The following is a 24,334-nucleotide window of genomic DNA, read 5'->3' on the forward strand; positions in this document are numbered from 1 at the left end:
TTTTTATTTTTCATTTGCATTTTTTCCGATCAAATACCCAAGCATTGTAGTGATTAGGTAGTCAATTCTTAGTTTGTCATTTTCTGGCATCCCATCATGTGTAATCCCTCCTATAAAAGCCAAGAGTACCCCTACAATGATGCATCCTAAAAAGGCGTAAGTAATGATATGATTAGGGTCGTTTTTCATTACCAGTATATTTCTACAGAAAAGCCGTCATTAACTGCTGTACCCGCTTGTAATACATCTACAATAATATTCCCTATACTAACACCATAGTTACAAGTCATTTGTTGCCCCGCAGTATGTTTAGGTGTTGCTATTACAGAAGTAGCATCGTCAAATAAAACAGTTCCCGCATTAATTGAATACTGACCTGTAGTAACTCTGGTCGTAGTAACAGCACCTAAATAAGTACCGTGTCTACCCGTTATATTACCCGATCCATCTATAGTTAATATTAGGGTGTTACCCGTAGAGGTATTATCGTCATGGTTAATTACCGTTTTTCCTCCTTCAACCGCCCAAACGTTACCTCTAGGGAATCCGGTTTCAGTAAATGTGACTTCTTTTTGAGGAAGCACTTCGTATTCACTTACACCACCAAATAATTGATGGTCGTCGTCTAGCCCTTTTACGATACATGGTTCTGTAGAGCCGTTTACAATAGTAAAGGTGTTTCCGAAATCATATAAGCCTTTGGGAACACGCAATATTATTGCAGAATTGACATTAGGAACATTGTAGCGTAAACCAGTAGTAATCGCTTTTTTGTCCAGAGTAACATCGAGATCGGATGTATCCATTGTGTACATTGTTACTGACTGTATCGACATATCATTAACAGCGTTTCCGGGCGGTATATAAAAGAAAGTTCCTCTATCTGTAGTACCACCACCACCATAAGTAACTTCACCTATTTTACTACCTTCTAAGTGTATCTCTGCTACATCACTATTAGGTGGGCAAATCATACTTATTGTATGCATTACATCTCTATCAATATCAAATGTTGTGTTACCTCCAGTATTAATCATAGTGATCTGTAGTTGACCTGTAGTAACGGTAACATTAAACTCAAAACGTCCATTACTACCCCAAGAAGTATTATTAGGCTCAATATCAGCCCATATTTGCCCGTCATGAGTAGCACCAAACATCATCCTAAAGTCAACACGAAAACCGTTGGCTCTGGCAGTGTCCCACAGTGCTTGTGTATTATTAGGTGCTTTTGCGGTTACTGTACCTCCTGTTTGAGTTATTCTGATAACTTCTGGAAATCCTTGGTGGTTAAGAGTATTTACCCATCTTACCATATTAGAGCCTGTCCATCCAGAGTCAGCAAGGGTATTTCCTTCTGCAAAAAAGAATTGTCCTGTGTCTACAGAACTAAAGTTAATACGGGTAGTATTGAAATACGCCCAATCTTCACCGTCATAAATTATGGGTCTATTATCCGCTAACCCATTTAAAGCAATTGTACCCTCTGGGTGGTTTGCGCTAGTTGTTGGAATTATACGAGGGGGTAAGAATCCACGCATAGGACTATCTAGCTGTAGCACGGTGTTTGCTTCTAACGCAGGCTCATCTACAAAAACTGTCAGACTGTAGTTAAACAAATAAACAGTTTGAGACGTACCCGTAGACCTTTTTCTTAAAATTACTTGCGTATCACCATTACCAGAGGTAAACTCAAAGACAAACGTATTTACATCTCCTACATCGTTATTAGATGCGGGGATATCAAAAGACATTAATTGATTGTTGTTTGTGTCTACTATCTCATAATCTTGAGTCGTACCCCCTGAAGAGGTTGCCGTCCCAAAGGTCATAGTAAATTGAATCCGTTGGAATAAACAATTAGCAAATGTAATCGCCAAACCACGAGTTCCCGAACTTGTAGTAAATCTTAGCCCTCTATGCGCAGCATCAAACCCTGTCATGGTTGCTACATTTGTGCCGCCATTATCTATAGCACTTAACGTAATACTAGAGCTTGGGTTTAATGTGGTATCATCAGAGGTAAGCCTTTTTTCTGCTATCAAGTTTGTCCAATAGGTGGCATCAAAAAGCCAATCTGTAGAAGTAGGCGCAGTCCATGAGCCATATTCCCCCGCACTTAGTCTAGTTCCTATTTTAGAAAATCTACCTATTACTGTTGCTTCTGCGTGTAGGTCTACTGTTTCATTTTCAAAATCAATCCATGCGATTTCATTAGCGTGCGCACCGATACTTTTTGTTGCTATACCTCCTGTAGAACCTTGGATTACACCTTGATCTCTCCAGTTTACCGTATCTATTGATACCACTATTTCTTGATTAGCGGTGTCGGTATGTAAAGTTCCTGCTCCAAATACTGTACCCGCTTCATAATTAACAAGAAGGTTAGAAGACATAGTGCCGTTCCAAGTTCTCCCTGAATCAAAATTCATTTGAAACATTAAAGCAGAGTTCACATCTGTCTGATCTGCTCTAACAAATCTAAACTGCGTATCTGCCAGAGATACATTACCCTCTTCTATAACCTGACTCAATGTTATAGAATCATTACTATTAGGATCGTCTACACCTCTTATGACTGTTCCTAAAACAGAGAAAGTAATCACAGCGTTAGTTGTAGGACTCGTTAGAAATAAATCTAAGTCAATATGGGAAACATCTGGCGCAGTTACCGCAGACCAAGTAATTAAATTGTACCACCCTGTATTTGAGCCTCCTAAATTGGTTAGTGTTGCAAAGTCAGGATTAAAGCCTAAAGCATTTACTAGATTATAATTACTATTATAAATTATAAGGGCATCATCACTAACAGCCTTATAAATCATTTGATTAATCCCTGTGGTTGGATAGGTTGTTGTTGTCGATCCGTCTGTATTTCCTAACCAGTGATACCCTAGTGCAACCCCATGAGAAAGGGCGTGTATTTCTCCGCTATAGGTAATTGTAAAGTTGTCCGCATTTGTAATTTTGGTGATAACCCCGTCGGCTAAAGTAGATTCATTTGAGGCGTTTGCCTGTGTCCAAGTCCCTGAACTTTGTAAGTATAAGGGGGCATAAAGATCAGTAGCGGTAAACCCATGCGCGACTTGCGTTATATTTTCACTTAGGTTAGTTTCCATATGTTCCCAAGCCCCATCCTTGAAAATGTAGTGCGCTCTTTGGTTTGCGGAATAGACCATATCCCCATTTACTGCGGTAACAAAAACGTATGATGCAGAGTCCCACCGAGCAAAGTTATTTTCTTGTCCTACCCATGCGCCTGTTGCTAAACCGCCAAGCCCTGCAACAATATAACGCCCGTCTGTTACAGGGGTTGTTGGAGGTGTTACTAGCGATACATCAACAACTTTTTCGTAGTTCTGTTGTTCCCTGTTATCAACAATGGTTTGTCCGATAGATTGACTTACTACTACATCGTATCTATTGGTCGCGACTTGATTTATTTGTAGAATAGCATTACTAATATCAATTTCTAACGCCCCTGTGGTATATGTCCCTTTGTTTTGTGGGGTTTGAAATTCGCTCGTAGCATCACCAATAGTAACAATGTTGTTTGCTAAAGTTTCAATACTACTATCTGAATTGGTAAAATGCCAAAATCCTTCGGACTCATCATTTAGTGTTAAGGCAACTACGCCCGATATCCCTTTTAGGTCGTATGTTCCAGAACGTAAATCTGTAGCACTAACACTAATTACTTCGACTGTTTCTCTGTCGAAAATGTCCTGAAATCCTTTGGATAGCAGGGCATTGTACTGTATTTTCTTTTTTTTTCCCATTATGAAAGTTGTCCGGGGTTAACAGGGTAAAAGTTTCCGGCACTGCCCGCCCAAACAATAGTTTCCACTATAGTTGCCCCTGCGCCTAATGTTGCCGAGGAATGGGTGATTGTGCTTGGTCGTTGGTCTTCTGTGCCTATGTCTAACCATGCGATTGTGGGGATATAATCATCTTGACTTCTTAGTAAGTCAATAATGCTTGTTCTAAGGGTTAGGGTTCGTAGCAAGGCAATCATTTCGTTTTGTTTTGCTTCCGAAGCATCACCACCGCCACCGCCACCGCCACCGCCTACCGAACCTGTGCTTGAGAACATCATAGCTCGTAAGGTGTCTTCTGTATAGGGTACGTTAAGTGCGTCTGCGGTAAGATTGACTGCTATTCGATAGTAACTGTAAGCGTTATCGTTGTATTTTAATACTAGAAAACCATCTCCAACCGATGCGGTTACGTCTCTAGCAGGCTTCATAAAATCATAGCTAAAATCTTCATTTTGAACCACTAGATAATTATTATCAATGTATACTCTTTTCATGATAAAGAAAACTTATTATTAATAAAATCTATGGAGATAAACAAAGTTATAGTTTTTATTTATAATAAACAATTTGTAGTTTTGTGAGATGGATAACATAAAAAAGGATACTAAAGAACCGTTCCCTATTCGGGTTCACCCTGACACACAAGAGGCGTTAAAGAAGCGTGGTATATACTTGGGAAGAAACCCGCACAAAAGGAAATACAACCATTCTGTCTTTCATTTGAACGATCATTATAATTTTTTAGAATATCTTCTTGTGGTTCGTATACACCTCCAAAAGAAGTATAATATTAGTTGGAGGCGTTTAGAGTTTTTACTTTACCTGTTTCCTAAACAATTTTTCACTTACTATGACTTTGTAGAATTCCCTGCGCCCTATAATATGAGGCGTATTAAAGAGATGACTCAAGACGGTTTTGTAGAGAAGTTTGAAAACCGAAAAAAGAAGGGTCAGGGCATGACTATTTATTGTTTAACCCGTCGGGGAAAACAGATTGTTACAGACTTCTATCAGTATTTATCTGGAGAGAAAAAGCTACCACTAGGAAAACTCTACAGTCCTTTAATGGCTGAAAAACCGAACATTCAAAGAACGCTCAAGATGCAAAAGATGATTAAAAAACTAGCAACTCAAGATGGTTTGCGTTTTAAGATAGAAGAGGACTAGCGTTTACTGCGGTAGTTGTCAACCAATTTTTGATAGGGTTTTTCTTTTTCTTCACGGATCATTGTAGCGCGATCCTCTTCCGTTGTTTTACAGAAATAGACGGGATTTATTCTATACACCCCACGTTTTGTTTTGCTTACAAGGTCGTGTTTTGCGAGTTCTATAAAGGCTTTATTTATGGTGTTATCTGAAAACGAACGCTTACTATAGGCAGCCGCTTTATTCATGTTTTTCTTAAACAAAGCATTGTTTGAAACGTAGTTATTTCTATCCATATTTTCGAGACAAAAATCTAATACACTTCTTGCGCCTCTGCTAAGATCGAGCAGTATTGTAACCGCAGACTCGTAGGTTTTTACGTGGTCTTTTTGTGCCTGAAAAACAAACCATGATACCATTCCAATACGTCTTTCTTTTGAAAGTTCTTTATCGTAGGATAAATACCGTATTAGAGAGGTTGATTTATTCATCTTCTTCAACCGCAAAACATTGCATTTCTTTTAATAACAGGTGTTGTTTGCTGTCTTTAATAACGGGTATTCCCGATCCTTCATAGAAGCGTACTTTTTCACCTACTTTCAACTTCATGGTATAAAATGGCGTTCCTTTCCCAACGACTTTAACTGTTCCCGATTTTATTTTTCTGCCAGAAATAGGAATTATGATACCGCCTTTTGTTTTGTTTTCCATTGGGGCTAGTTCCACCAGTACAATATCTCTTAGGGTTACTATTTCTTTTTTCTCTGTCATGGCTTGTTTATTTATAACCGCCTACTGATAAGCCTCCTTTCGTAGTGAACACCTATACATTTGCCTTGCGATTCATTGATTTGGTCTACTTCAGTTTTGTCATCATCGATATGGATATCAAAGCCCGATAAATACCCGCTTTTTGCTTCGTAGTTGGTAAACTGAATATTTTTTTCTATTCCTAGTTCTCTTGCTACATTTAGTAAATCTTCGTGTACGATATGGACGGCATTACGCCTCAAGGTTCTTGAGGTGGTTATCCAAACTTCGCTTCCAAGGTCGATATGTTTCTTTGCCAAGTCTTGCATTTCTTCGTATTCTAAAACGCTATCGTAATCAAAGCTTATTTTCATTTTCTTCTGTTTTGGAAGCCGCTATGTATGCGATTTCAGATAGGTTAATAAAAAAGATTGGATTGTCGTTTTCGTCGGAAAATATCTGGAATGTTTTAGCCTCACCTTTTATTATTTTTTCTTTTAAAATTTTCGCAATAGCTACACTGATTTCTACGCGATCCCGATTTTTAAATACTATTGTCATGTTTTTTATTTATGTTATGGATAAAGGGGGTTTTAGTTTTCTTTAGGATCATAAGTGTGCATCATCATTAAATCAATCGTTACATCATCCTTACATTGTTCACATACGTAATGTGATCTGGCTTTTTTTATGTATTCGGCTTCACAGCACAATGTTTTATACTTTTCTCTCATAACACATTTATCGTTACTTCAGTTCGGGGAACAAGCCCGTATATTTTAGTACTACTCACTTTGCATATTCTGGCATCATCCGTAAAAACGATCCCACCCATAGCATCAAACAGCCCTTTCATTAGATTATCGGTAAGGTCTGGTTTTGTTATTTTATAAATAATCCCGCCCTCTTTTAAGAATGCTAGTTTTTTCTTTGTCCATGATTTCAGGGGAGGGAATACAAACGTTACTTTTACCCCAATTGCGTTGTCATAAGGAATGTGGTTTAGAGGTAGTTGAGATTTCACGTCGTATGCAATATTCCTTTCATTTTGCACCACTTCTTTTTTTTGATATGAGGACACAAAACTTTTTCCATTTCTCCCTTTGGCAATTCTAAATCGTGCCGATTGTTTTGCTTGTGGAGTTCCTAGAATTTTAAAAGATATTTCGCTCATATATATAAAAAAATAAACCCCCGATAAAGAGGGTTTATGAAATTCAAGACTTTAGGTCATTAGCTAACCTACACAGAAACCACTCTGTTTTTTTTAAATTTTAACAAAATAAATTTGCTTTAAACATACTTACACCAGTACAAATATACAAAAAAGATACATTTTATCCACTTAAAGTGGATAATATATCCACTTTAAGTGGATGTATTATCCATTAACTATTTTACAAAATATTGTAAATGAATTATTTAAGTCAAAAAAAACCCATATAGACAAATTTATTTGACTTTTTTTTTGTTTTTATATGCTATAATTTTTTTTTCATTATATTTATTTGAATATCAGCAGTTTATAATTTTAACATAAAAAAACATTATTTTAATTAAGAAAATTTTATATATCTTAGACTCGAAATTTATTGACGACTCTACATGAAACCGCTAAATGCCTTTAAACTAATTACTTTCATTACTGTTCTAGTGATACTTTGTTTTTTGGATCATTCTTTTTCTTTTCTTGTTTTCATTATTTTCATAGCCTTAAACCTATCATTTACCCTTGCTTTGCGTTGGTTTGCGTATCGTACTACAAGACTTGTTGCGTTTAGAAGAACTCTATTCAATAACGATATTCAAAACGAAACCGATTTTTATAACCATTTACCAAGCTTCAACAAAATGTTGTACTCTGTAAAACCTTTACTCCTTGAAGAGTGGCAAGCTAAAACCAATAGCGACAATGAAAAAACAAAAATTCCCAATTGAACAATTAGAAAACACAGTAAAGGACTTGTGGATATGTAATGTGTACCATTCAAAAATGAATTTACCTTTGCTTTTTTTTGCTGATAAAATTTCTGACCATTTTGATTTTGGAATAAGTAAAAACGAAGTAAAATCGAGAGTTATAGAACATTTAAAAGACTACAAACCAACACAGGAAGAAATAGACGACTGCATAGATCGATGTGAGAACGAAGGGAAAGCGAACCGACCTCGAATTAAGGTTATTGATCTTACCGACATAGATATTCCCGAAGAGGTAATGGATGCAGTGAAAGCCACGGTTACGGAAATTTTCAATGTTGATTTTGAAGAACTACAAAACACCAATCGATACAAAGAGGAAGAACGTAAGTTTCTTTTAAAAACGATAGCCGAACATGAGGATGATATCATTGCGGGGATGCAAGACAACTCGAAAGGTAAGGAATACCAAACGGCTAATACCATGCATCATATTTCAGAACTTATGTTTCTTAAAATAAAAATAGAAAAAGAAGTTCAAGAAAAAGCAAACCATGATCTTTTAGACTGTATCGTAGATATAAAACGAATCATTAATCATTGTAAGCCTTTTGTTGAAATAGTAGCCTAAACGATGGATAAGGCTATCAACATATTAGAACCGATACGTATCGATATTTACGAGGACTATTACAAGTTCTTAACCAAAAACGGCAAAGAGCCTTGTCCTGAAAAAATACAACATTATTACATAGATCACAACGGGAACAGGATATGTCTTGGGGAGCAGATGGTTATTGTAAGGTAACCATAAGACCTGTTCCCGTTATAAAATAAAACTCAAAAATTATGAAACAAAAAAAACTAAACACACTTTTAGGCTTAACGGATCACTTACGATTCCAGTACAAAGCAATGGTTAATGATTACAATAAGTTTTTTTCTAATAAACAAGGGGCATTTACTGGAGAAAAATCGACCTACACCCCAAAAGACGGGACAATGGACGTACCTAGTAAACGAAACAACAAACGAGTAACCACTACGGTTAAAGAAAAACTCGATTATTTTATAGAGAATACAGGCGATTTTATAGATGCTTTATTCTCGCAAGAACGCACCAATGCAGGGGGAACAGTAAAAGCCGAATTAATTATTGAGGGGGACTCTTGGGGAGAGTTTACCGTGTTAGAATTATTGCGGTTACGTTCCCTTGTTGAAGGTACGGAGTTAGGAAAATTAAGCACTATGATAGAGTCAATTCCGGTACGTTCGGACTCTGAATATTGGAACAAGTCCGAGAATGAAGAACATACCGGACGGGATATCTACGAAACAGCCTTAACTACTGGAGTAAATAAGTCAACGGTAAAAACGCCTTTTATCCCTTTAGACCCCAACTTACAAGGAAAAGAATTGCCTGTAAATTATCAAGCCCCTGTGGTTACTAAAGACGAAATCCTTGAATTAGGAGATTATTCGCACCAAAAATTTTCTGGCGAAATTTCCCATAGAGAACGAGCAATGATGTTACTAAGAAGGAACACCCTTGCTACTGCGATAACCAAGGCATTGAAAGAGGCAAATGACTGCCCTGTAGAAGAATCGGAACTAACAGGGAAAAGAATATTTAATTATTTGTTTTACGGTAATTAAAGATAATGACTACAGCGATAGCTTTAACTTCAACTTTAGCAAGAATACTCGGTTATTTTTCTGTGTTGTGTCATAGCTTTACCTATAGTCTTAATGGTGATAATACTAATTAGCATACTACAACAAACGGTCACGGGTTCGAGTCCCGTACCGCCCTCCAAGATTACCCTAGAAAGGGCGGTTAGTTCAGTTGGTAGAACATTTGGTACTTGGTGTAAGACATAGGCTAATTAAATGTAGAATCACACAAAAACCCCCCAGACCAGAAGGAAATTGATCTCTGGGGGGTATATTAAACATATGGCGGGATGGTGGAACTGGTAGACACACATTGATATTTGATTCAATTTCCTTCCTCGTTACTGTCTTATAGACCGAGTTCAAACATAGACAAGAGGATTACAGGTTCGAGTCCTGTTCCTGCCACTAAAGTAATATAGATCAATATGGAAGATAAAAACACTAGAAATAAAACCTTGTTATCTTTTTTTAAAAAGACACTGCGCACGGATAAAATACACTTAAACCGAAACTTAAATTCGCCCGCATTTATCTATGATTACAAAAAAGTTTTAGCCTGTACCGTTAGGGAATCAGAATTACTTTTAAAAGAAGACTATAGAGGTCGTGTTTTAGATACTTTAGAGATCACCAAAAATATTACCTATGATCCGAAAAAACTAAAAGAGTGGTTTAAGAACAGTACCCATAGAAAGTGCTATACTATTAGGGTTAAAGATAAAACACTTAGATTAGCAGGGTGGAATTTTTTGTTTCCAGACAAAAATAACCCAAAGGGAAAATACCCTGTTTTTTCAGAAGAACAGTTTAATATATATTTTCAGAAACATATTGCCGAAGACATTGCCTTTAATTATGCCGAAGGGGTGGAATTGGTGGTAGAATAAACCGTATAAAAAATGAAAGAAGAAGATGAATTTTTGCAAGAATATGAAACAAGCTTTTTCACAGGCTCAAGATATTACGACCTACTAACCAAAAGAGGAAGAACATCTATGCCAACGTATACAAAATATACACATCGGTATCCTACAGGAATGTGGGAACTAGAGAAAGCCTATAAGATCACACAAGACCCAAAACAAAAAAACAGGTTTGTAAAAAGACCTAATAAAATATTAGTAGACAAATTCCCTAAAATGTTTGGATTATGATTAATTTATTTGAAACACCGAGCCTCTATAAACCAAGAAAGAAACATCGATTCTTAACGTATAAAAACGGACTGATTGTAAGTTATCTTTTTGTATACCTACTCTTTTCATCCTTGATTCTTGCTTTTATTTTTTTAGTCATGGCATTTTTTGATAAAAGCGCACTTTTCCTATTACACATCTCCACTTTATCCCTATATGTAGGAGTTGCAATTTATTACGGTGTAATATTCTCCCTTCTGTATCTATATCACTGGAATAAAAACAAACTTGTTTTTACAGCGTCGGAAATGTCGCATATAGGAGCATTTAAAACCATTGGCGAAAAAATCAATGTTTCTGATGGAAACGGTTTTAGTATACCCGTAAAGATTACTAAAATCACAAAGCGCAAAAACGGCACGTATATAATCCGGTACAGATGAAGAAGAAACCAACCTATGTGATTAACGATAAATTTTACCCCCATTCTATACACTGCTATACCTGTGGTAAAACCAGTTATAACCATATGGACGTAAAAGAAAAATACTGCGGTCATTGTAATAAATTTCACGAATTCAATGCAAAATGAAACTAAGAAAAGACCAAGTTATACAAATCGTACTAAGCATTGCTATAGTACTTGCTTGTATTGGTTATATGTATATACATGGCTTTTCATTCTTAGTTTTTACCGTTGGATTTATCAATGCCTTAGTTACAGTATTATTGCTGTTTTATAAAATGAAATAATAAACCAAAAATATGAAACAATTAGAAACAGATCCCGTGCTAAAAGAATGGTACGATTCTAGACCAAAAATTATCCAACAATTATACGAAAAATGCCCTTTTGGTGAATACATTATCAGTAATGACGCACCTTACGCGCTTACCTGCCCAGGTACTACAGTAGAAGTTATCGGCTACAGAATAACAGGCGAAATAATCGTAAAACTCCTAAGAGAAAATATGCTGCCCGAAGCACTAAAACACGAAGCCGAACTTATAGAAAAATACCAAACACCAAAAGAAAATATAGAAACTATAATTACAGCAGATGGAATGAAAACAGTAGTAGAACCAGAACACTTAATACCCAAAAAAAAAGACCGACCGGACACCACTTTACCTTTGTCCAATCGGTCAAACGTGAAAATTTAGACGTAAAATTCTCATCTCAAATATAGTATTTTAAAATGAATCAAACCATACAACAATTTAGCCAGTGGATCAGAGGGCAGCCCGAATACATAAAAAGAACCTCTCAAGGGTGGCATATAAAAGCCCAAGAAGAGACAACAACCATTATTATATACGATCCCGACGGGTGGGATAGAACAAACTTTGATTACTCCTTTTTTGAGGAATATATCACCGCCAAAGAATTTGAAAAAAGAATGATAAACTCAACTATAATGTTTGGAAAGCATGAACGAACAAGAGATTAGAGAACTGTATAAAAAAACCCCGCCATCGCTACTACTAGACTACCTCGTACAAGAAATAATGCAAGGACAAGAACTCATATCAGGAATAGAACAAACAGCAGATCGAATAAAAAACTCACAGGAATATATGCACTACCTAGAAGATACCTACGAGATCGCTATAGAAAAAGCAAATACCATCATAAATACCTCTATGAAACGAGGGAGTCTACTAAAAGAAGTTCTGATAAAATTCTTTATAGGCGTAGGACTATTTATTATCATAGACCTCGCTCTTACCCTAGACCTATTGTTCTTTAAAGCAGTCCCTACCAAAACAATTGCTATACTGCGAACTTATGATTTTTCCCTCTTTATGATCTTTGTCCTGTCCCTATCTATTTATGTCAGAATAAAAATGAAAAAAATAAAGAAATGACCATAATAACTGATAGAATAACAAACGTAGAATATAAAGATAATACCCTCTCGTTACATTGGAGTAAATCCGGTATTCATTCCTTTACAGAAATAGAACCTAACACTTGGATATCCAAGAAAAGTAAAAAACTATGCTCTAAAAAAATGAACGACTTTTTAAATAACCTGAAAAAATAAAGAAATGAGTATATATAACCTCTTAAACCCTACCAGACCAGAAACTTGCCACGTTCTGCCATTATTAGGAAAACACCCTAGAAAAGAATATCCAAGGTTTAGAAATAGCTTTCTTACCGAAGAAAAAAAAATAGTCCTTATGACTAGAACAGGAGGCGGTAATAGAAAAGCTTATAAAATAGAAAATAGAGCCATAAAAAAACACCCTAACTACCTCTATGACTATGACGACCCCTTCGATAAAACATTCGCATACTGGTTCTTCTCTGTACCCGAAGAGTTTGAAAATGATGTAACACTAATTCTACTAAACCTATTTAAAGGAACTTCAAAAGAATACCAAAATACCATTAAAACCATAATGATAGAACAAAAAGAACAACTCGAAATATTATACGAAGGAACAGCCGAAAGTATACCTATACAACCAGTTTCCGAAGATTGGATAAAAAGCCATATAAAAAACTCTATTGAAGCAATGAAAAAATGAAAGTCATTATTGCCGGAGGACGAGATTTTGACGACTACCAATTTTTGAAAAAAAAATGTGACGAAATACTAAAAAAACTAACCAAAATAAAAATCGTCACAGGTAAACAAAAATCCTACGACAAAAAAACAAAACACTACTACGGAGCAGACTACTACGGAGAAAAATATGCAGAAGAAAAAGGACACATCATCGTAGAATTCCCCGCAGATTGGGACAACTTAGGACTAGCAGCCGGAGCAATACGAAATAAACAAATGGCTCAATATGCCGATGCACTTATCGCCTTTTGGGATGGTCAATCAAAAGGAACTAAAAATATGATCGACCAAGCAAAAAAACTAAACCTTAAAACCAGAGTCATTACATATACCAAACATGAAAGTCACCATAGGAACACATAAAGGATTTGAAGGAGATCAAGCTTGGTTTACTATCCATAACCAAACCTTTTTCCTGCAACCCGTAGAATCTCCAGAACTCGCACAATGGTACGCTAAAAACCTTAAAATAGCCATTGAAAAACTAGACGTAAAAGTAAAGAAAACCAAAAAAAGCCCATACGACCTATGATAAAAGAAGAAGTAGAAAAACTTACCGACGAAGTAAGAAGCATTATGAAAAAAGGAAAACTCCCATATGCCTTACTTACCCTAGAACCCGAAGAAATGGAGATACAAGCAAGTGGAACACTAAACGATGATATGTTCGTCATAGTCCTTGAAGAAATCCTATCAAAAATGAAATCAAAAACAAAATGACACGAAAAGAACAAATTGAAAAGTATTTTAATGATCCTGTCATAAAAAACTATCAAACACAACTTAAAAACCTGTTCCTTCATAGTCCAAAAACCCTAGTCCTAAAAGATAATGAAGAGATATACCATTACCCCGAAGAAACACACAAAAAAGCCTCGGAACTATGGAGACTAACTCTAAAACATACAGCAAATAATTACCCCGAAATTAAACCCGATAGAGACGGTGAAATACACAATAAATGAAAAATAAACCACCAACCAACTCATTAGCAGAATTTGCAGTAAAAACCCTTAAAGAATACGCACACCAAAATCAACTACCACCAAGATCAACAAGCGACCTATCACCCCTAGAAAAATGGCTTATCGAGAAATTACTATACAGAGATATAATCATAAAAGACCTACTCTATGATACTAAAGATAAAACTAAATAGCTATATTTAATACCTTAAAATACAAGACTATGACCAAAGAACAAGCGATACAACTCATAGAAACCAAACAAAAAGAAAAACATATCCTACTCAATCAACTCGAAAAAATTAAAAATGAAGTCGAATACTTTATCGATAATGTCGAAACCTCAAATAAAACCGTAGAAGACGTAGAGAATACAGACCGCCAATCAAGAGAAGTGCTAATGCAACTCTATGACATAAATACAGACCTTCTCTTAGCCTATGTAGTCCTTGAGAAAAATATCTCCATACTCGCAGCAGAAAACGCAATGTACGAGCCTTATATCGAAAAACTAATGAATAAATAGAAATACGCTGAAATATGACACCAGAACAAGCAAATAAACTTAAAATAAATGATAAAGTCCTGTATAGAAAATCAGAAGTATATACCCTAGAAGAACAAGGGTTTATTGACGAAATAAAACACTTCCCCAATGACTACGAACTTATCAACGGTGAACTTATTAGACACTACAAAATGACCGATCCCGAAGCATATCAAGCTATTGAACAATACCTTAAAAAGAATTAATTACACCTCCTATAACTTATGACCGTATAGATAAACCCTAATAGAAAAACACTGTCTGGTCGTGAATGTGAGACTGTTTTTGTTTTTGTGGCGATTCCCCCGAAAAGGAAATTCGTTTTGGTTTTGCATAGGGGGGTGATTTTTCGCGGTTGTTTCGTCAGATTTTTGAGTTTTTGTTTTTCGCCAGTGTTTAGGGTTTTATCATACTAATTTCTTATTACTCTCTTTGCTATATGTCATTTTTATTCATGCTATTTATATATAATAAAAACCTTACTATAAGATTAAGTTATAATAATAGCATTGTAAATCCCTTGTGATTACTCACCTTGTGTAGTACTGTGTGTTGTGTTGTCCCTGTTATCGTCCCTTATATGTGTATTTCCTCATGGTCAACCCCAAATGCTGGGCGTATTTAAAAATTACTGTACCTTAGTACTGTACACTCTCTTAATTTCCCACTATAAACCAAGGATTATGTTAAAATACTCTTAATATAGGGTATATTACTACACTTGATTATATGTGTACGTTTGTTTGTGCGTGATAAAAACACAGTCTTACACAGTCTTTATTGAAACATACAGTATGACGTTACATTGTAATCTTTGTTTATCCCTTTTTTTTTCTCCATGCGTAGTGCAACTATGTTAAGGTTTATTTATTCTTTTCAATTCTCTTTTATAATGTATAGGTTTGTTTTTCTTAAATACTTATAGTTGTGTATAAGTTCCCGTTGTAAGCGGATTCTTAAACGTAAACGCAATCTAATGGTTTTTTAAGTTCGTCAATTGCAGCCCTGTTTGATTACGGGGCTTTTTGTTTCTTGATAGTCTTTATTTATGGGGTATTTCGGGTATATATAAGTTTTCTTTATGTTATGTGTGTTTTGCATAAGAAATAAATATCAATAAATATTAAGAAAAGTTCAGTTAGTAGCTGAACTTTTAAAATAAAGTGTTATATTTGTACCATCAATGTGTCACAAGGGCGATTGAGTTAAATTATTAAAATTATAGTATTATGACAACTTTAAGAACATTATTAGTAGCGGTATTATTATCAACTTCATTAACTGCTAGTGCATCGACTATCGGTGACAACGACAACACATCTAAAGAGGTAGTAAACACATTAAACAACAAATTACAGGTATCAGTAAATGGTATGTTTGTGACGGTTGATTCTGTGGAAAAATATAGCGGTGTTAAGATCAAGTTATTTGTTGCTGATACGATGGAGCATATTACTACTAAGAAAAGTTCAAACGAATTTGATTTCACGCAGTTAGGCGCGGGTGTTTACACTTTTGAGGTTGAAGGGTTCGCACCTACTACTATCGAGGTAAAGTAAAAGTTTAACTGATGAGGCTTTAATAGCCGAAACACTCTTAATTGAGTGTCTTAAACAGAGTTCATTGACATAGTGTAATTATTATAAGCTTCTTAGGGGTTCGTCCTTTATAAGAATAAAAGAAAGTTACACTTTTGATAAAATTACGGGAATGGTAAAACAACGAAAGAGATGATTATAGTAAATTGTTTAAAGGTTCGATTCCTTGCCCGTGACTAACACCCCAAATTAATGACATTATCTATAGTATGTATTGTTCTTTTATTGCTTTGGGTACTTATTGAGCTTATTAGATTAATAAGGGCTTACAAACGATATAACAGGACTAAAAAGAGAGATAACAACAACCGTTAATGTGCTACGGTTTTCAAAGCACAGTTAAATTATTAAAATTATAAGTATATGAGAAATTTATTAGTAGTAGCGGTATTATTTATTACTTCATTAGCAACCGCACAATTTGATCCTAATACGGGAACTAACACGGGTGAAGTTTTCACGGTTGATAGTGTTAGTCGTGAGGTATGGCAAACTTCGAAGGGTACAAAGTATTTGTTTTGCATAAATCCAGAGAATAACAATCCTTATGCGGTTTGGTTATTTACTGCCACTAATGAGAAGGACGAAGACGGGCGATTGAAGTACATAAGTAAGAAGGGTTCAAAGTGTGTTTATAAGATTGGCAAGTCTGGTAATCCTTACCCAAATTGGGATAAGAAGGAGAAAAAGAAAGTAATTGCAAACAACTAATTATTATGAGTACTACAAATTTAGATTACTTATTTATCGATCAAATAACAAATTTTGCACATTTGGTTACGATAGAGCCACAGACAAAGACACAATTTTTAGAAGTCATTAAAAAAACGTATTGTCTTACTAATCCAAAAACGGAGTTGTTTTATTCATCAACGGAAAGATCCGTTTTTAATACAATAAGACTAGATAATAAAAGAGAGTCTATTTTATTTGACTAAACAAAACTAACTAGGTTAACGGTTGTTATCGGGGGTTCGATTCCCCCGAACCATCTAAATATAAACTAAAACAAATACTATGAAAGTAGAAAACATAAAGCATGGTGAAATGGTTGCCAGAGTTAAAAAAGACGGCAAGCGAATGAGTAAGACATTTATTCGTGGTGAGTATAACAGGAGCGAAAAATGTTACGAGTTACAGAACTACGACGACATTAACGACTATGTTTATGTAAAAAAAGGCACTGAATTAATGTTAGTTGATTATTAAACAAAAAATAAGATTATGAGTAAATGGTTTTACCCTGCGCAAAAGGAGATTAGCAAAGAAATAAACAAAAACAGTCGTTTTGTTAATCAAGTTATCGCTAAAAATGATGTATTTGAAAAGTACATTATTCAAGAAAATAACGAAATGTATTGTATGCTTTACCAGATCAAAAAAGATGAATACAACGAAAAAGGATATAAAATATTAAGATTTAGAGGGTTATAACCCCAAATTAAGAGCATATTTAAAAATTTCTGTACATATGTACGGAATACGGGCAACATAAACCACTAAAAAACAACCTGTTAACTACGCACAGGACAAAAGCGTATTACATTATTAAAATTATATTATTATGAAATTAGAAGAGACACCAAGAGTATTTTTAACAGATTATGCCAGTTATAACGAAGGAACACAATTTGAGTTTGGGCACTGGGTTGATTTAGACGATTACAGCGACGAAACGGAGTTAATGGAATACATATCTAACCATTTCGATGAATGCGACGAGAAACGCCCTTTATTATGCGGTAGTGAGCGTGAAGAAATAATGATAACAGATTATGAAGGTTTTCCAAAGGAATTATATAGCGAATCAGGCGGTAATTTTGAACAAATCTATGAGTTTATTAATTTAAGTGACGATCAAAAAATTGCGGTTGCCTTTATGATAGAGCAAAATTGTGATTTAGAGTATGCAATCGATCATTGTGAGGATGTTTATTTAAGGGAGTTTGACCGACACGGAAACGATAAAATAGAATTGTTTGCGGAATATTACCCAGAAGCAGACAAAGCCGACGACGATCATACATACTTAAGAATTGATTATGATTCATTTCTTGAGAATGAATTTACAGAATTTGAGTACGAAGGAACAAACTACATAATTCATGATTCTTGGAATCACTAAAATTTGAAATATGCATCAAATATTCACTAAAAAACAAGAATACACCAGAACCTTAGAACTTTTTGAAGAAATCTATAAAAACAAAGGGTTGTATTATGCTATTGCTTTTTTATATGATAGTGGTTATCAAAACAAGCATTTAGGCGAAATGATGAAATTAATAGAACCTAAAAAACGGGAACTATGACACATTTAATATATTCAGATCATAACGTCTTTGTTGATGATTTTGAAGAAGGAGAAAAAGACCACGTTAATTTTTACGAAAATAACGCACAAGTAAAAGCCGAAAATTTGCTACAGGCTATTGAATTGTATATAACTGAAAAATTATATTATACCTTCAAAAAAGAGTATTTATATCTTGACGAAGGAACGCACGTAATCCATTATGATGTTCTGGTAGACAATGACCAACAAGAGTTAACAGAAATAGAGCGTAAACAATGGGAGAAGGGAGAAATTACAGCCTATGCAAACAGGTTTGAAATGCAGGTTTACGAAATTAATAAAGTAGAATTAAAAGACGTTAAACTATGGAATCATTAGAAGAATTATTTTATATGGCAATCGGGGTGTTAATCCTCGGTTGCCTACAATGGACATTTACCTATTTTAAAAACAAAAGGAAAAAGTAAAAATTATGACACCAGAAGACAAGAAATTTTTTAAACAGCAAGCCACAAAAAAGGCTATCGAGTATTGCAAGACATTAGGTAATAGAAACGAAGCATATAAAACGTCTAGAATGCACATAAAATTCAGTACACATCTTACTGTATCAGAAATAGTAGAAATAGCAGAAAACGACTCTAAAAGGGTGTTAAACGAAGCTAAAGCGTATTGGTCAGAATTAGGAGATGTTCCCGTAAATGAAAACGACGAAATAGACGAGGATTTTAAAGATTTTCCGAAAGGCACAGATAAATTTGAAATCTGGCATTACGTTGAGGAACATTTTAACGTTAGTATTGTCGAGGACTTAATGTATGACAAGTAACAAAAGGAAAAAGTGAAAATTATGACACCGTATTACAAAATATTCGTCTATAAAAAAGAAGCACACCAAGACGATAAAAATAATCCATCATATAAAACCCTTTTTTCTACAGAAAAACAACCTGTTAAATTTAAAACCGAAATAAGAGAACCTTTTAAAGAACTCAAAGAAAAGTTTCCCGAACCGGATTATCTGGTAGAAGCATTTATCTGTAAAGTTGATCTTATAACGGTTAATAACGAGGATGATTTGTTAAAAAAGGAATTAGTTTAACAACAAAAGAATAATACACAGCTTACAGGCTTTTGCTTGTATGGGTGAAAAAATCAAAAAGAATGAAAACATTATTAAAGTATTTAACAGAATTAACGGAACTTCAATTTAGAAATATTACGGGAGAAACAGATCCTAAGTTATACGATAATTTTACACGGGAAATTAACAAATACGGGTTACTTCCTTTTGATGGATTAAGTTATACGACACAACAATTATTAATAGCGCACTACTATATAACCAATAAAAATGTTTAAATACCTCAAAAAACACCTACTAAACTAAGAAGGCAAATTTTAATACATACCCCTATGAAAAAGAGAATATCATCTTACGAAAAACCGTTCGTCGACAAAACAATAATTGTTAACGAAAAAGAAAAAAATATTTCAAAAACGTGTAATGTAATTAACGAGAATATTTACACTTTGAGATATATTTAACAAAAAACCCTTTAAAATCAAGTTAATATTGGGAAATTAATTTGATTTCGAGAAGTTTAAGAAAGTTTTTTTAAGGGTGTTTTTCTTTCAGTTTATTTATACACAACAAAAAAAAACAATGGAACTTGAAAGTAGACTAAAAAAAAATCCAAATCTAGGCTATGTCTTTACAACTATTATAAGAGACAAACAAGGCTATGATTGGAAAGTAGTAACATCTAAAGTCGTTGGACAAAAAGGTATTATTTGTAGAATTACTAAGGGAAAACAAAGGGAAGAACGTTTTATCCCAGAAAAAGGAACAACAGACATTATCCTTATTAAAGAGGATATAAAAAGCACAAAAGAAGACGTTAGCCGTATTCATTGTCAAACGCTTATTCTTGATTTGCTTGAATCTCCTAACAAACCATTACCGCATTAACTAGCATTAATTTATTAAACCTTAAAAATTCAAGAACATGAAAACCATTTTAAAAGTATTTATTGTTGCTTTTATAGCAACCTCATGCAGTTCTGACGACGACACAGGCACAGCATTTGAATTATCAAAAGCGAATTTAACCGGAACATGGACACAAACAAAGGTGACGGGTTCTAATGGAATTGAAAACCCTGTCAGTTGTGACGGAACAACAGCAACATTGCGGTTTTTTGAACAAGGTAATGCAATAGGGCAAGTTGTAGACCCTTCCACGCCTTGCTCTATTAACGAAATTGATTTTAAAAGCTATTCTATAGATGCAAACTCAATAACCTTGCTAGGCGCAGAACCTCCAACCGATCCGGAAAGAGTCAAATTCAATGTTTTAGAATTTTCTGCAAACAATTTAGTTATTGAAGGGGTAGAAAACGACGATACAACGCAAACGTATTCGCGTTAAGATTAAAAAAGGCAAGGGTTGTACCCCTCTTTTTTTCTCATTTTAAAAAGAAACCCTTGTCTATTATTTCAAAAAAAATATCAGAAAATAAAGAGGTTACAAGAATTACAAAGATTAGGAAAGTAGTAACCCATTACAGACCTAAGTTACATTATTAAAATTATAATTATTATGGAAACTACAGTAAAAGTGCCTGTTAACAGGCTTGCGAATTTTCAATTTAGTATAGAAAATATTCAACTACTACTATACTGCTACATGGGTTTAAAAACCTTTGAAGCATGGGGTTTATTTTTCGCTATACTACCAGAAGATAAGATCACAGGATTACCGCGAATGATAGCGAGTATACTTGGCGGTATTTTAATCGGTGGAGCATTAACAACCGTTACCTTAAATTCAAAATTCGATTTTAAGAAAATAAAAGAGGGGAAGGAAGAAAAAGATTATAGTCCTTACTTATGGATTATAGGTTTTACTTTAATCAGTTTGTTTTTAGCCCTTGATTTTTTTGCTTTTTTTGAATCTTATTCTCCAAAAATTTTCGCTTTTTGTGCGTCCTTAGTGACTATCGAAATTAAACTTTCTTTACTCCTTAGTAAGATGTATAAAGCGGAAAAGGATAAGGTAGAAGAAAAGAAAAAAGCACAAGCACAGCAAGAAGAACAAAGCGAGTTAATATTATTGAAGTCTGATATTGAAAAAGAGAAGAGAGAAAAAGAGGAACTACAGAAAAACTTAAAAAAGATAAATGCGACATATGAGAAGGTACAGGAGAATCTAAAGAAAGAAACAGAGTATAACCAAGGATTAAAAAAACACGCCTGTAAACATTGTGATTTTCCGATGCTATCAGAGAGTGTGAAAAAGAACCACGAAGCGCAATGCGCTAAACGCAGAAAAGACAAGTCAACTTAAAATGAAATAAAATGAATCAAAAGGATAAAATTTACAAAGTGTTAGGAAGCGAAATCAAAAGAACTCGTAGGGCTTTAGGATATTCACAAGGAACTCTTGCTGAAAAAGCTTTTGGAAAAGGTGCGGTAAAATCAAATATTTCGGAAATTGAAACAGGAAAAATAAATATGACAACAGATAGGTTAATAAAAGTCCTTGATGCTCTTGAAATTAAAGATATTAAATTATACAGATAATTATGAGTTCTGATTATACCAATAGAAATAATGCGTATTTGAATTTTTGGCAAAAACACTTAGACAATGTACGCCTTATAGGTTCAAAGGAAAAACCGTTCGTCCTCTGGAAAAACAAATATATCTTACCTATAAAAATTTATAATTTTAAAGTAAGTTTTGTTCGCTCCTTAGACGAACGAGAGGCAATTTTTGTATTAAGTTTAAGTAAAATGAATAGAGATGTTGAAAAAATCTTATCATGGCTTAAAAACGCAAATACAAGAGAGGTCTACGGTTTATATAGTGAGCATAGAAAATTGTTTTATCAAGGGTACATTGTTCAAATAGGAGATCAAAACAAAAACAAAACTCCTTACTGGATAGAAGAAAACTATAATACGTTTACTTTGGATGTAGCAACAGATATTCAAAACCTATTTAAAGACGAAAATTTAATTCTGAAATAAGAAAAACCCCCGTAACGCTTTGTTTACGGGGGTTAAAAATATGTTATTTTTTAGGGACAATAACAGGGACAACAAAAATCTTATATAATTAATTTACAGACACTTAACCCCTTTATTATTATTTGTTTAATTTATAAAAATCTAGCGCCATTGCAAAAAGTAAATAGCCTTCTGATTTAGTACTAAACTTTGCTCTGATTTTATATATGATGTTATATACAGGCTTTATTTGAGCGTGCTTTTCAGTATTTTTTCGTCACAAGCTATTTTTCCGAACTCACTCATAATAATCTTCTCGTTTTGTTCAATATCTAACCACCAAACCCAATCAACAATTTCCACGATTCCATTTATTTTCAAGAATCTATTTTTGGAGTATTTAAAGAACAAGTCAGCATTTTTTTTGATTTCTACAGATTCTATGGGAAGCCTTGCTAAGTGAAATAAAATCATTGCCTTAATCGACTCTTCATAATCTACAGAATCTGATATATCAAATGGGCCTTTAGAGATAGTTTTTTTCCATTCAATTTCGTTGCAAACTTCTATTTCGTGCGCCGTTAATACAATTTTATTTAATTCCTTAAATTCATAAAACTCATTTTCCAAGTGCCTTGAAAACTCTAAATTCCAAAAATCAATTGAGTAATTGATATTAGAAATAGATAATCCTTTGAATATTTTATTTAGTATGATATTTATATTTTCAATATCCATTTAAGGTGCTTGTATATAACAATTGAATATAGTTACCAAGGTAACTATATATCCTAAATATTAAAAATATAGTTACCATCAAAAAAGCAAGATAAGCTCATATCCTTACGATATACTCCCAGATCAACATGCATAATAGAAAGATGTGTTAGCCGCAGAAATCTATAACACAGTATCATTTGTGTTAGTATGGGGTTCCTAATACAAATATTACTTCTTTATAGACTCTTGTAATGACTCTCTTATACTTTTTTTATAAAAAATCTCAGTGTCGAAAAATGAAACTGGTATGCCTTATCCTTGTTTTTAAATTAATAATAACATTTTAAAATCAACAATGATGTCTAAAGACAATTTTGAACAAAAGCTCCCTGTATTTAATGCCATACCGACTGATGAAGTAAAAACACCTAATATACCGGTAGATAATGTCCTGCAAGAAGCAGAAAACCTTTATGTGTGGGCTACTCATGATAAAAATGACCTGGTGAATAACTCGGGCTTAGCCTGGGATAGCTATGCAGAGAAGTTGCCCGTTCGTGCTGGTGCATTACGTCATGCACAATCGGTATGGGTTAGCGAACGCTATGGGCAGGAAGAAGCCAATAAAACCTGGAAAGAAGAATCTCCAAAAGCTTATGACCTTAGAGATGATCTGCTAGACGATTTTAGATATGCGTTTAGAAAACGTACCGATTTGCTAGGTCGAGTACGTGAGATCGCCAATGGGAGTGGCAATGCCGATATGATACAAGATCTAAGTGATCTTAGTGTATTGGGAAAAAGTAATACCAAAGAACTTAACGAGGTAAAATTTAAACTTGCCAAACTAGATACAGCAGCAAATTTATCTAATACTATGGCAGAACTGCTGGCCAAGGCTAACGGAGCTATACTAGAAAACTCTTCTGCAAAATTGGTGCGTGATAAAGCATTTACACATTTAAAAGAAGCAATAGACGAGGTGCGAGATGCGGGTAAATATGTGTTTAAAGATCAACCCGAGCGATTTAGAGGATATACCAGTAGGTATTATAAAAGGTAATCCCTTGATATCACTCGCCCCGGCAGTAGTTTACTGCTTCCCGGCATAGAGATGACCCCTCCCGGTGGCTATCTCATGCCTCCCGGCAGTAGATTGATAGCTCCC

The 24,334-nt window shown here is 34.5% G+C and carries 45 protein-coding genes and 1 tRNA gene; 36 read left to right on the forward strand and 10 right to left on the reverse strand.

From position 1 onward, the window contains the following. Positions 1 to 3: 3 nt before the first annotated feature. From FOF46_RS01300 to FOF46_RS01310, 3 genes are read right to left on the reverse strand one after another with little or no spacing between them, the layout of a single operon-like run. Entirely contained in the window at positions 4 to 189 is a 186-nt protein-coding gene (locus tag FOF46_RS01300; protein WP_143915219.1) for a hypothetical protein, read from the reverse strand. Further along, the gene (locus FOF46_RS01305; protein ID WP_143915220.1) at positions 189 to 3,779 is read right to left on the reverse strand and encodes a DUF2793 domain-containing protein; all 3,591 of its coding nucleotides are present in this window, start codon (positions 3,777 to 3,779) and stop codon (positions 189 to 191) included. The genes FOF46_RS01300 and FOF46_RS01305 overlap by 1 nt, the downstream gene beginning before the upstream one ends. Then, positions 3,779 to 4,312, reverse strand: coding sequence for a hypothetical protein (locus FOF46_RS01310; RefSeq protein WP_143915221.1), 534 nt, complete (start codon positions 4,310 to 4,312; stop codon positions 3,779 to 3,781). Before FOF46_RS01310 ends, FOF46_RS01305 begins: the two co-directional genes overlap by 1 nt. An 88-nt stretch (positions 4,313 to 4,400) precedes the next feature. Between FOF46_RS01310 and FOF46_RS01315 the strand changes: the two genes are divergently transcribed. Beyond that, entirely contained in the window at positions 4,401 to 4,985 is a 585-nt protein-coding gene (locus FOF46_RS01315; protein WP_143915222.1) for a hypothetical protein, read from the forward strand. Here the strand turns inward: FOF46_RS01315 and FOF46_RS01320 are convergent. From FOF46_RS01320 to FOF46_RS01340, 6 genes are read right to left on the reverse strand one after another with little or no spacing between them, the layout of a single operon-like run. After that, entirely contained in the window at positions 4,982 to 5,455 is a 474-nt protein-coding gene (locus FOF46_RS01320; protein ID WP_143915223.1) for a replication/maintenance protein RepL, read from the reverse strand. The two genes, FOF46_RS01315 and FOF46_RS01320, sit on opposite strands and share 4 nt — an antisense overlap. Continuing rightward, positions 5,448 to 5,735, reverse strand: coding sequence for a co-chaperone GroES (locus tag FOF46_RS01325; protein WP_143915224.1), 288 nt, complete (start codon positions 5,733 to 5,735; stop codon positions 5,448 to 5,450). The genes FOF46_RS01320 and FOF46_RS01325 overlap by 8 nt, the downstream gene beginning before the upstream one ends. An 11-nt stretch (positions 5,736 to 5,746) precedes the next feature. Beyond that, entirely contained in the window at positions 5,747 to 6,088 is a 342-nt protein-coding gene (locus FOF46_RS01330) for a hypothetical protein (RefSeq protein ID WP_143915225.1), read from the reverse strand. Next, the gene (locus tag FOF46_RS01335) at positions 6,072 to 6,275 is read right to left on the reverse strand and encodes a hypothetical protein (protein ID WP_143915226.1); all 204 of its coding nucleotides are present in this window, start codon (positions 6,273 to 6,275) and stop codon (positions 6,072 to 6,074) included. Before FOF46_RS01335 ends, FOF46_RS01330 begins: the two co-directional genes overlap by 17 nt. A gap of 32 nt (positions 6,276 to 6,307) precedes the next feature. Next, on the reverse strand, positions 6,308 to 6,448 hold the full coding sequence (locus tag FOF46_RS31295; protein ID WP_167571721.1) for a hypothetical protein: 141 nt from the start codon (positions 6,446 to 6,448) through the stop codon (positions 6,308 to 6,310). Then, entirely contained in the window at positions 6,445 to 6,888 is a 444-nt protein-coding gene (locus tag FOF46_RS01340; protein ID WP_143915227.1) for a RusA family crossover junction endodeoxyribonuclease, read from the reverse strand. The genes FOF46_RS31295 and FOF46_RS01340 overlap by 4 nt, the downstream gene beginning before the upstream one ends. Positions 6,889 to 7,626: 738 nt before the next feature. On the opposite strand from FOF46_RS01340, the gene FOF46_RS01345 reads away from it, so the two are divergent. The 34 genes from FOF46_RS01345 (at position 7,627) to FOF46_RS01500 (ending at position 22,467) form a co-directional block, all read left to right on the forward strand. Next, positions 7,627 to 8,265, forward strand: a complete 639-nt coding sequence (locus FOF46_RS01345; RefSeq protein ID WP_143915228.1) for a hypothetical protein — start codon at positions 7,627 to 7,629, stop codon at positions 8,263 to 8,265. Positions 8,266 to 8,483: 218 nt separating this feature from the next. Next, the gene (locus FOF46_RS01350) at positions 8,484 to 9,290 is read left to right on the forward strand and encodes a DUF7873 family protein (protein WP_143915229.1); all 807 of its coding nucleotides are present in this window, start codon (positions 8,484 to 8,486) and stop codon (positions 9,288 to 9,290) included. Between the two features lie 302 nt (positions 9,291 to 9,592). Next, positions 9,593 to 9,716: transfer RNA gene (locus tag FOF46_RS31300), tRNA-OTHER, on the forward strand. 20 nt (positions 9,717 to 9,736) lie between these two features. Beyond that, positions 9,737 to 10,198, forward strand: coding sequence for a hypothetical protein (locus FOF46_RS01355; protein ID WP_143915230.1), 462 nt, complete (start codon positions 9,737 to 9,739; stop codon positions 10,196 to 10,198). Between the two features lie 12 nt (positions 10,199 to 10,210). Then, positions 10,211 to 10,465: a hypothetical protein gene (locus FOF46_RS01360; RefSeq protein ID WP_143915231.1), complete on the forward strand. Its 255-nt coding sequence runs from the start codon at positions 10,211 to 10,213 to the stop codon at positions 10,463 to 10,465. Beyond that, positions 10,462 to 10,890, forward strand: coding sequence for a hypothetical protein (locus FOF46_RS01365; protein ID WP_143915232.1), 429 nt, complete (start codon positions 10,462 to 10,464; stop codon positions 10,888 to 10,890). Before FOF46_RS01360 ends, FOF46_RS01365 begins: the two co-directional genes overlap by 4 nt. Positions 10,891 to 11,212: 322 nt before the next feature. Beyond that, a complete protein-coding gene (locus FOF46_RS01370; protein WP_143915233.1) occupies positions 11,213 to 11,611 on the forward strand; it encodes a hypothetical protein in 399 nt (132 codons plus the stop codon). Positions 11,612 to 11,646: 35 nt separating this feature from the next. Continuing rightward, positions 11,647 to 11,898 (forward strand): hypothetical protein, encoded by a 252-nt coding sequence (locus FOF46_RS01375; protein ID WP_208746739.1) that lies wholly within the window; start codon positions 11,647 to 11,649, stop codon positions 11,896 to 11,898. Continuing rightward, positions 11,879 to 12,316 carry a hypothetical protein gene (locus tag FOF46_RS01380; protein WP_143915234.1) on the forward strand — a complete coding sequence of 146 codons (438 nt, stop codon included), beginning with the start codon at positions 11,879 to 11,881 and terminating at the stop codon, positions 12,314 to 12,316. Before FOF46_RS01375 ends, FOF46_RS01380 begins: the two co-directional genes overlap by 20 nt. Then, on the forward strand, positions 12,313 to 12,495 hold the full coding sequence (locus tag FOF46_RS01385; protein WP_143915235.1) for a hypothetical protein: 183 nt from the start codon (positions 12,313 to 12,315) through the stop codon (positions 12,493 to 12,495). The genes FOF46_RS01380 and FOF46_RS01385 overlap by 4 nt, the downstream gene beginning before the upstream one ends. 4 nt (positions 12,496 to 12,499) lie before the next feature. Continuing rightward, the gene (locus tag FOF46_RS01390; RefSeq protein ID WP_143915236.1) at positions 12,500 to 12,985 is read left to right on the forward strand and encodes a hypothetical protein; all 486 of its coding nucleotides are present in this window, start codon (positions 12,500 to 12,502) and stop codon (positions 12,983 to 12,985) included. Further along, positions 12,982 to 13,389: a DUF2493 domain-containing protein gene (locus FOF46_RS01395; RefSeq protein WP_143915237.1), complete on the forward strand. Its 408-nt coding sequence runs from the start codon at positions 12,982 to 12,984 to the stop codon at positions 13,387 to 13,389. Before FOF46_RS01390 ends, FOF46_RS01395 begins: the two co-directional genes overlap by 4 nt. After that, entirely contained in the window at positions 13,364 to 13,558 is a 195-nt protein-coding gene (locus FOF46_RS01400; RefSeq protein ID WP_143915238.1) for a hypothetical protein, read from the forward strand. Before FOF46_RS01395 ends, FOF46_RS01400 begins: the two co-directional genes overlap by 26 nt. Further along, positions 13,555 to 13,746: a hypothetical protein gene (locus FOF46_RS01405; protein ID WP_143915239.1), complete on the forward strand. Its 192-nt coding sequence runs from the start codon at positions 13,555 to 13,557 to the stop codon at positions 13,744 to 13,746. The genes FOF46_RS01400 and FOF46_RS01405 overlap by 4 nt, the downstream gene beginning before the upstream one ends. Beyond that, positions 13,743 to 13,991 (forward strand): hypothetical protein, encoded by a 249-nt coding sequence (locus FOF46_RS01410; RefSeq protein ID WP_143915240.1) that lies wholly within the window; start codon positions 13,743 to 13,745, stop codon positions 13,989 to 13,991. Before FOF46_RS01405 ends, FOF46_RS01410 begins: the two co-directional genes overlap by 4 nt. Next, positions 13,988 to 14,185: a hypothetical protein gene (locus tag FOF46_RS01415; protein ID WP_143915241.1), complete on the forward strand. Its 198-nt coding sequence runs from the start codon at positions 13,988 to 13,990 to the stop codon at positions 14,183 to 14,185. The genes FOF46_RS01410 and FOF46_RS01415 overlap by 4 nt, the downstream gene beginning before the upstream one ends. A 29-nt stretch (positions 14,186 to 14,214) precedes the next feature. After that, a complete protein-coding gene (locus FOF46_RS01420; RefSeq protein ID WP_143915242.1) occupies positions 14,215 to 14,517 on the forward strand; it encodes a hypothetical protein in 303 nt (100 codons plus the stop codon). A 14-nt stretch (positions 14,518 to 14,531) separates the two neighbouring features. Then, positions 14,532 to 14,744, forward strand: coding sequence for a hypothetical protein (locus FOF46_RS01425; RefSeq protein WP_143915243.1), 213 nt, complete (start codon positions 14,532 to 14,534; stop codon positions 14,742 to 14,744). A 1,023-nt stretch (positions 14,745 to 15,767) separates the two neighbouring features. Then, on the forward strand, positions 15,768 to 16,097 hold the full coding sequence (locus tag FOF46_RS01430; protein WP_143915244.1) for a hypothetical protein: 330 nt from the start codon (positions 15,768 to 15,770) through the stop codon (positions 16,095 to 16,097). A gap of 402 nt (positions 16,098 to 16,499) precedes the next feature. Next, positions 16,500 to 16,847 (forward strand): hypothetical protein, encoded by a 348-nt coding sequence (locus FOF46_RS01435; protein ID WP_143915245.1) that lies wholly within the window; start codon positions 16,500 to 16,502, stop codon positions 16,845 to 16,847. Between the two features lie 5 nt (positions 16,848 to 16,852). Then, positions 16,853 to 17,074: a hypothetical protein gene (locus FOF46_RS01440; protein ID WP_143915246.1), complete on the forward strand. Its 222-nt coding sequence runs from the start codon at positions 16,853 to 16,855 to the stop codon at positions 17,072 to 17,074. A 79-nt stretch (positions 17,075 to 17,153) separates the two neighbouring features. Then, entirely contained in the window at positions 17,154 to 17,345 is a 192-nt protein-coding gene (locus tag FOF46_RS01445) for a hypothetical protein (protein ID WP_143915247.1), read from the forward strand. A gap of 15 nt (positions 17,346 to 17,360) precedes the next feature. Continuing rightward, on the forward strand, positions 17,361 to 17,570 hold the full coding sequence (locus FOF46_RS01450; protein WP_143915248.1) for a hypothetical protein: 210 nt from the start codon (positions 17,361 to 17,363) through the stop codon (positions 17,568 to 17,570). A 130-nt stretch (positions 17,571 to 17,700) separates the two neighbouring features. Next, positions 17,701 to 18,261, forward strand: coding sequence for an antirestriction protein ArdA (locus tag FOF46_RS01455; protein ID WP_143915249.1), 561 nt, complete (start codon positions 17,701 to 17,703; stop codon positions 18,259 to 18,261). A 10-nt stretch (positions 18,262 to 18,271) separates the two neighbouring features. After that, complete coding sequence (locus tag FOF46_RS31305) at positions 18,272 to 18,448, forward strand: hypothetical protein (protein WP_167571722.1); 177 nt, start codon at positions 18,272 to 18,274, stop codon at positions 18,446 to 18,448. Continuing rightward, the gene (locus FOF46_RS01460; RefSeq protein ID WP_143915250.1) at positions 18,445 to 18,810 is read left to right on the forward strand and encodes a hypothetical protein; all 366 of its coding nucleotides are present in this window, start codon (positions 18,445 to 18,447) and stop codon (positions 18,808 to 18,810) included. Before FOF46_RS31305 ends, FOF46_RS01460 begins: the two co-directional genes overlap by 4 nt. A 94-nt stretch (positions 18,811 to 18,904) precedes the next feature. Then, on the forward strand, positions 18,905 to 19,261 hold the full coding sequence (locus FOF46_RS32295) for a hypothetical protein (RefSeq protein ID WP_208746740.1): 357 nt from the start codon (positions 18,905 to 18,907) through the stop codon (positions 19,259 to 19,261). 21 nt (positions 19,262 to 19,282) lie between these two features. Then, on the forward strand, positions 19,283 to 19,534 hold the full coding sequence (locus tag FOF46_RS01470; protein WP_143915251.1) for a hypothetical protein: 252 nt from the start codon (positions 19,283 to 19,285) through the stop codon (positions 19,532 to 19,534). Between the two features lie 62 nt (positions 19,535 to 19,596). Further along, positions 19,597 to 19,794 (forward strand): hypothetical protein, encoded by a 198-nt coding sequence (locus FOF46_RS01475; RefSeq protein WP_143915252.1) that lies wholly within the window; start codon positions 19,597 to 19,599, stop codon positions 19,792 to 19,794. Between the two features lie 304 nt (positions 19,795 to 20,098). Then, positions 20,099 to 20,404: a hypothetical protein gene (locus tag FOF46_RS01480; protein ID WP_143915253.1), complete on the forward strand. Its 306-nt coding sequence runs from the start codon at positions 20,099 to 20,101 to the stop codon at positions 20,402 to 20,404. A 37-nt stretch (positions 20,405 to 20,441) separates the two neighbouring features. Continuing rightward, positions 20,442 to 20,864, forward strand: a complete 423-nt coding sequence (locus FOF46_RS01485) for a hypothetical protein (RefSeq protein ID WP_143915254.1) — start codon at positions 20,442 to 20,444, stop codon at positions 20,862 to 20,864. A gap of 171 nt (positions 20,865 to 21,035) precedes the next feature. Next, entirely contained in the window at positions 21,036 to 21,782 is a 747-nt protein-coding gene (locus FOF46_RS01490; protein ID WP_143915255.1) for a hypothetical protein, read from the forward strand. An 11-nt stretch (positions 21,783 to 21,793) separates the two neighbouring features. Beyond that, a complete protein-coding gene (locus FOF46_RS01495) occupies positions 21,794 to 22,018 on the forward strand; it encodes a helix-turn-helix domain-containing protein (protein ID WP_143915256.1) in 225 nt (74 codons plus the stop codon). A gap of 2 nt (positions 22,019 to 22,020) precedes the next feature. After that, entirely contained in the window at positions 22,021 to 22,467 is a 447-nt protein-coding gene (locus FOF46_RS01500) for a hypothetical protein (protein ID WP_143915257.1), read from the forward strand. A gap of 225 nt (positions 22,468 to 22,692) precedes the next feature. Here the strand turns inward: FOF46_RS01500 and FOF46_RS01505 are convergent, their stop codons facing one another. Next, complete coding sequence (locus FOF46_RS01505) at positions 22,693 to 23,184, reverse strand: hypothetical protein (RefSeq protein WP_109437034.1); 492 nt, start codon at positions 23,182 to 23,184, stop codon at positions 22,693 to 22,695. Between the two features lie 340 nt (positions 23,185 to 23,524). Between FOF46_RS01505 and FOF46_RS01510 the strand changes: the two genes are divergently transcribed. Next, positions 23,525 to 24,229: a hypothetical protein gene (locus FOF46_RS01510; RefSeq protein ID WP_143915258.1), complete on the forward strand. Its 705-nt coding sequence runs from the start codon at positions 23,525 to 23,527 to the stop codon at positions 24,227 to 24,229. Positions 24,230 to 24,334: the final 105 nt, after the last annotated feature.

The sequence above is a fragment of the Aquimarina algiphila genome (assembly GCF_007489275.1).
GTDB lineage: Bacteria > Bacteroidota > Bacteroidia > Flavobacteriales > Flavobacteriaceae > Aquimarina > Aquimarina algiphila.

Coding starts and splice junctions, on each gene's coding strand:
- FOF46_RS01385 (WP_143915235.1), top strand. CDS start 12,313: ATGACCATAATAACTGATAGAATAACAAACGTAGAATATAAAGATAAT.
- FOF46_RS01450 (WP_143915248.1), top strand. CDS start 17,361: ATGAGTAAATGGTTTTACCCTGCGCAAAAGGAGATTAGCAAAGAAATA.
- FOF46_RS01365 (WP_143915232.1), top strand. CDS start 10,462: ATGATTAATTTATTTGAAACACCGAGCCTCTATAAACCAAGAAAGAAA.
- FOF46_RS01455 (WP_143915249.1), top strand. CDS start 17,701: ATGAAATTAGAAGAGACACCAAGAGTATTTTTAACAGATTATGCCAGT.
- FOF46_RS01460 (WP_143915250.1), top strand. CDS start 18,445: ATGACACATTTAATATATTCAGATCATAACGTCTTTGTTGATGATTTT.
- FOF46_RS01350 (WP_143915229.1), top strand. CDS start 8,484: ATGAAACAAAAAAAACTAAACACACTTTTAGGCTTAACGGATCACTTA.
- FOF46_RS01405 (WP_143915239.1), top strand. CDS start 13,555: ATGATAAAAGAAGAAGTAGAAAAACTTACCGACGAAGTAAGAAGCATT.
- FOF46_RS01470 (WP_143915251.1), top strand. CDS start 19,283: ATGACACCGTATTACAAAATATTCGTCTATAAAAAAGAAGCACACCAA.
- FOF46_RS01440 (WP_143915246.1), top strand. CDS start 16,853: ATGAGTACTACAAATTTAGATTACTTATTTATCGATCAAATAACAAAT.
- FOF46_RS01330 (WP_143915225.1), bottom strand. CDS start 6,088: ATGAAAATAAGCTTTGATTACGATAGCGTTTTAGAATACGAAGAAATG.
- FOF46_RS01320 (WP_143915223.1), bottom strand. CDS start 5,455: ATGAATAAATCAACCTCTCTAATACGGTATTTATCCTACGATAAAGAA.
- FOF46_RS01325 (WP_143915224.1), bottom strand. CDS start 5,735: ATGACAGAGAAAAAAGAAATAGTAACCCTAAGAGATATTGTACTGGTG.
- FOF46_RS01395 (WP_143915237.1), top strand. CDS start 12,982: ATGAAAGTCATTATTGCCGGAGGACGAGATTTTGACGACTACCAATTT.
- FOF46_RS01475 (WP_143915252.1), top strand. CDS start 19,597: ATGAAAACATTATTAAAGTATTTAACAGAATTAACGGAACTTCAATTT.
- FOF46_RS01425 (WP_143915243.1), top strand. CDS start 14,532: ATGACACCAGAACAAGCAAATAAACTTAAAATAAATGATAAAGTCCTG.
- FOF46_RS01370 (WP_143915233.1), top strand. CDS start 11,213: ATGAAACAATTAGAAACAGATCCCGTGCTAAAAGAATGGTACGATTCT.
- FOF46_RS01480 (WP_143915253.1), top strand. CDS start 20,099: ATGGAACTTGAAAGTAGACTAAAAAAAAATCCAAATCTAGGCTATGTC.
- FOF46_RS31305 (WP_167571722.1), top strand. CDS start 18,272: ATGCATCAAATATTCACTAAAAAACAAGAATACACCAGAACCTTAGAA.
- FOF46_RS01505 (WP_109437034.1), bottom strand. CDS start 23,184: ATGGATATTGAAAATATAAATATCATACTAAATAAAATATTCAAAGGA.
- FOF46_RS01400 (WP_143915238.1), top strand. CDS start 13,364: ATGAAAGTCACCATAGGAACACATAAAGGATTTGAAGGAGATCAAGCT.
- FOF46_RS32295 (WP_208746740.1), top strand. CDS start 18,905: ATGACACCAGAAGACAAGAAATTTTTTAAACAGCAAGCCACAAAAAAG.
- FOF46_RS01355 (WP_143915230.1), top strand. CDS start 9,737: ATGGAAGATAAAAACACTAGAAATAAAACCTTGTTATCTTTTTTTAAA.
- FOF46_RS01310 (WP_143915221.1), bottom strand. CDS start 4,312: ATGAAAAGAGTATACATTGATAATAATTATCTAGTGGTTCAAAATGAA.
- FOF46_RS01495 (WP_143915256.1), top strand. CDS start 21,794: ATGAATCAAAAGGATAAAATTTACAAAGTGTTAGGAAGCGAAATCAAA.
- FOF46_RS01415 (WP_143915241.1), top strand. CDS start 13,988: ATGAAAAATAAACCACCAACCAACTCATTAGCAGAATTTGCAGTAAAA.
- FOF46_RS01485 (WP_143915254.1), top strand. CDS start 20,442: ATGAAAACCATTTTAAAAGTATTTATTGTTGCTTTTATAGCAACCTCA.
- FOF46_RS01345 (WP_143915228.1), top strand. CDS start 7,627: ATGAAAAAACAAAAATTCCCAATTGAACAATTAGAAAACACAGTAAAG.
- FOF46_RS01335 (WP_143915226.1), bottom strand. CDS start 6,275: ATGACAATAGTATTTAAAAATCGGGATCGCGTAGAAATCAGTGTAGCT.
- FOF46_RS01340 (WP_143915227.1), bottom strand. CDS start 6,888: ATGAGCGAAATATCTTTTAAAATTCTAGGAACTCCACAAGCAAAACAA.
- FOF46_RS01410 (WP_143915240.1), top strand. CDS start 13,743: ATGACACGAAAAGAACAAATTGAAAAGTATTTTAATGATCCTGTCATA.
- FOF46_RS01490 (WP_143915255.1), top strand. CDS start 21,036: ATGGAAACTACAGTAAAAGTGCCTGTTAACAGGCTTGCGAATTTTCAA.
- FOF46_RS01430 (WP_143915244.1), top strand. CDS start 15,768: ATGACAACTTTAAGAACATTATTAGTAGCGGTATTATTATCAACTTCA.
- FOF46_RS01510 (WP_143915258.1), top strand. CDS start 23,525: ATGTCTAAAGACAATTTTGAACAAAAGCTCCCTGTATTTAATGCCATA.
- FOF46_RS01500 (WP_143915257.1), top strand. CDS start 22,021: ATGAGTTCTGATTATACCAATAGAAATAATGCGTATTTGAATTTTTGG.
- FOF46_RS01315 (WP_143915222.1), top strand. CDS start 4,401: ATGGATAACATAAAAAAGGATACTAAAGAACCGTTCCCTATTCGGGTT.
- FOF46_RS01420 (WP_143915242.1), top strand. CDS start 14,215: ATGACCAAAGAACAAGCGATACAACTCATAGAAACCAAACAAAAAGAA.
- FOF46_RS01390 (WP_143915236.1), top strand. CDS start 12,500: ATGAGTATATATAACCTCTTAAACCCTACCAGACCAGAAACTTGCCAC.
- FOF46_RS31295 (WP_167571721.1), bottom strand. CDS start 6,448: ATGAGAGAAAAGTATAAAACATTGTGCTGTGAAGCCGAATACATAAAA.
- FOF46_RS01360 (WP_143915231.1), top strand. CDS start 10,211: ATGAAAGAAGAAGATGAATTTTTGCAAGAATATGAAACAAGCTTTTTC.
- FOF46_RS01375 (WP_208746739.1), top strand. CDS start 11,647: ATGAATCAAACCATACAACAATTTAGCCAGTGGATCAGAGGGCAGCCC.
- FOF46_RS01445 (WP_143915247.1), top strand. CDS start 17,154: ATGAAAGTAGAAAACATAAAGCATGGTGAAATGGTTGCCAGAGTTAAA.
- FOF46_RS01380 (WP_143915234.1), top strand. CDS start 11,879: ATGAACGAACAAGAGATTAGAGAACTGTATAAAAAAACCCCGCCATCG.
- FOF46_RS01305 (WP_143915220.1), bottom strand. CDS start 3,779: ATGGGAAAAAAAAAGAAAATACAGTACAATGCCCTGCTATCCAAAGGA.
- FOF46_RS01435 (WP_143915245.1), top strand. CDS start 16,500: ATGAGAAATTTATTAGTAGTAGCGGTATTATTTATTACTTCATTAGCA.
- FOF46_RS01300 (WP_143915219.1), bottom strand. CDS start 189: ATGAAAAACGACCCTAATCATATCATTACTTACGCCTTTTTAGGATGC.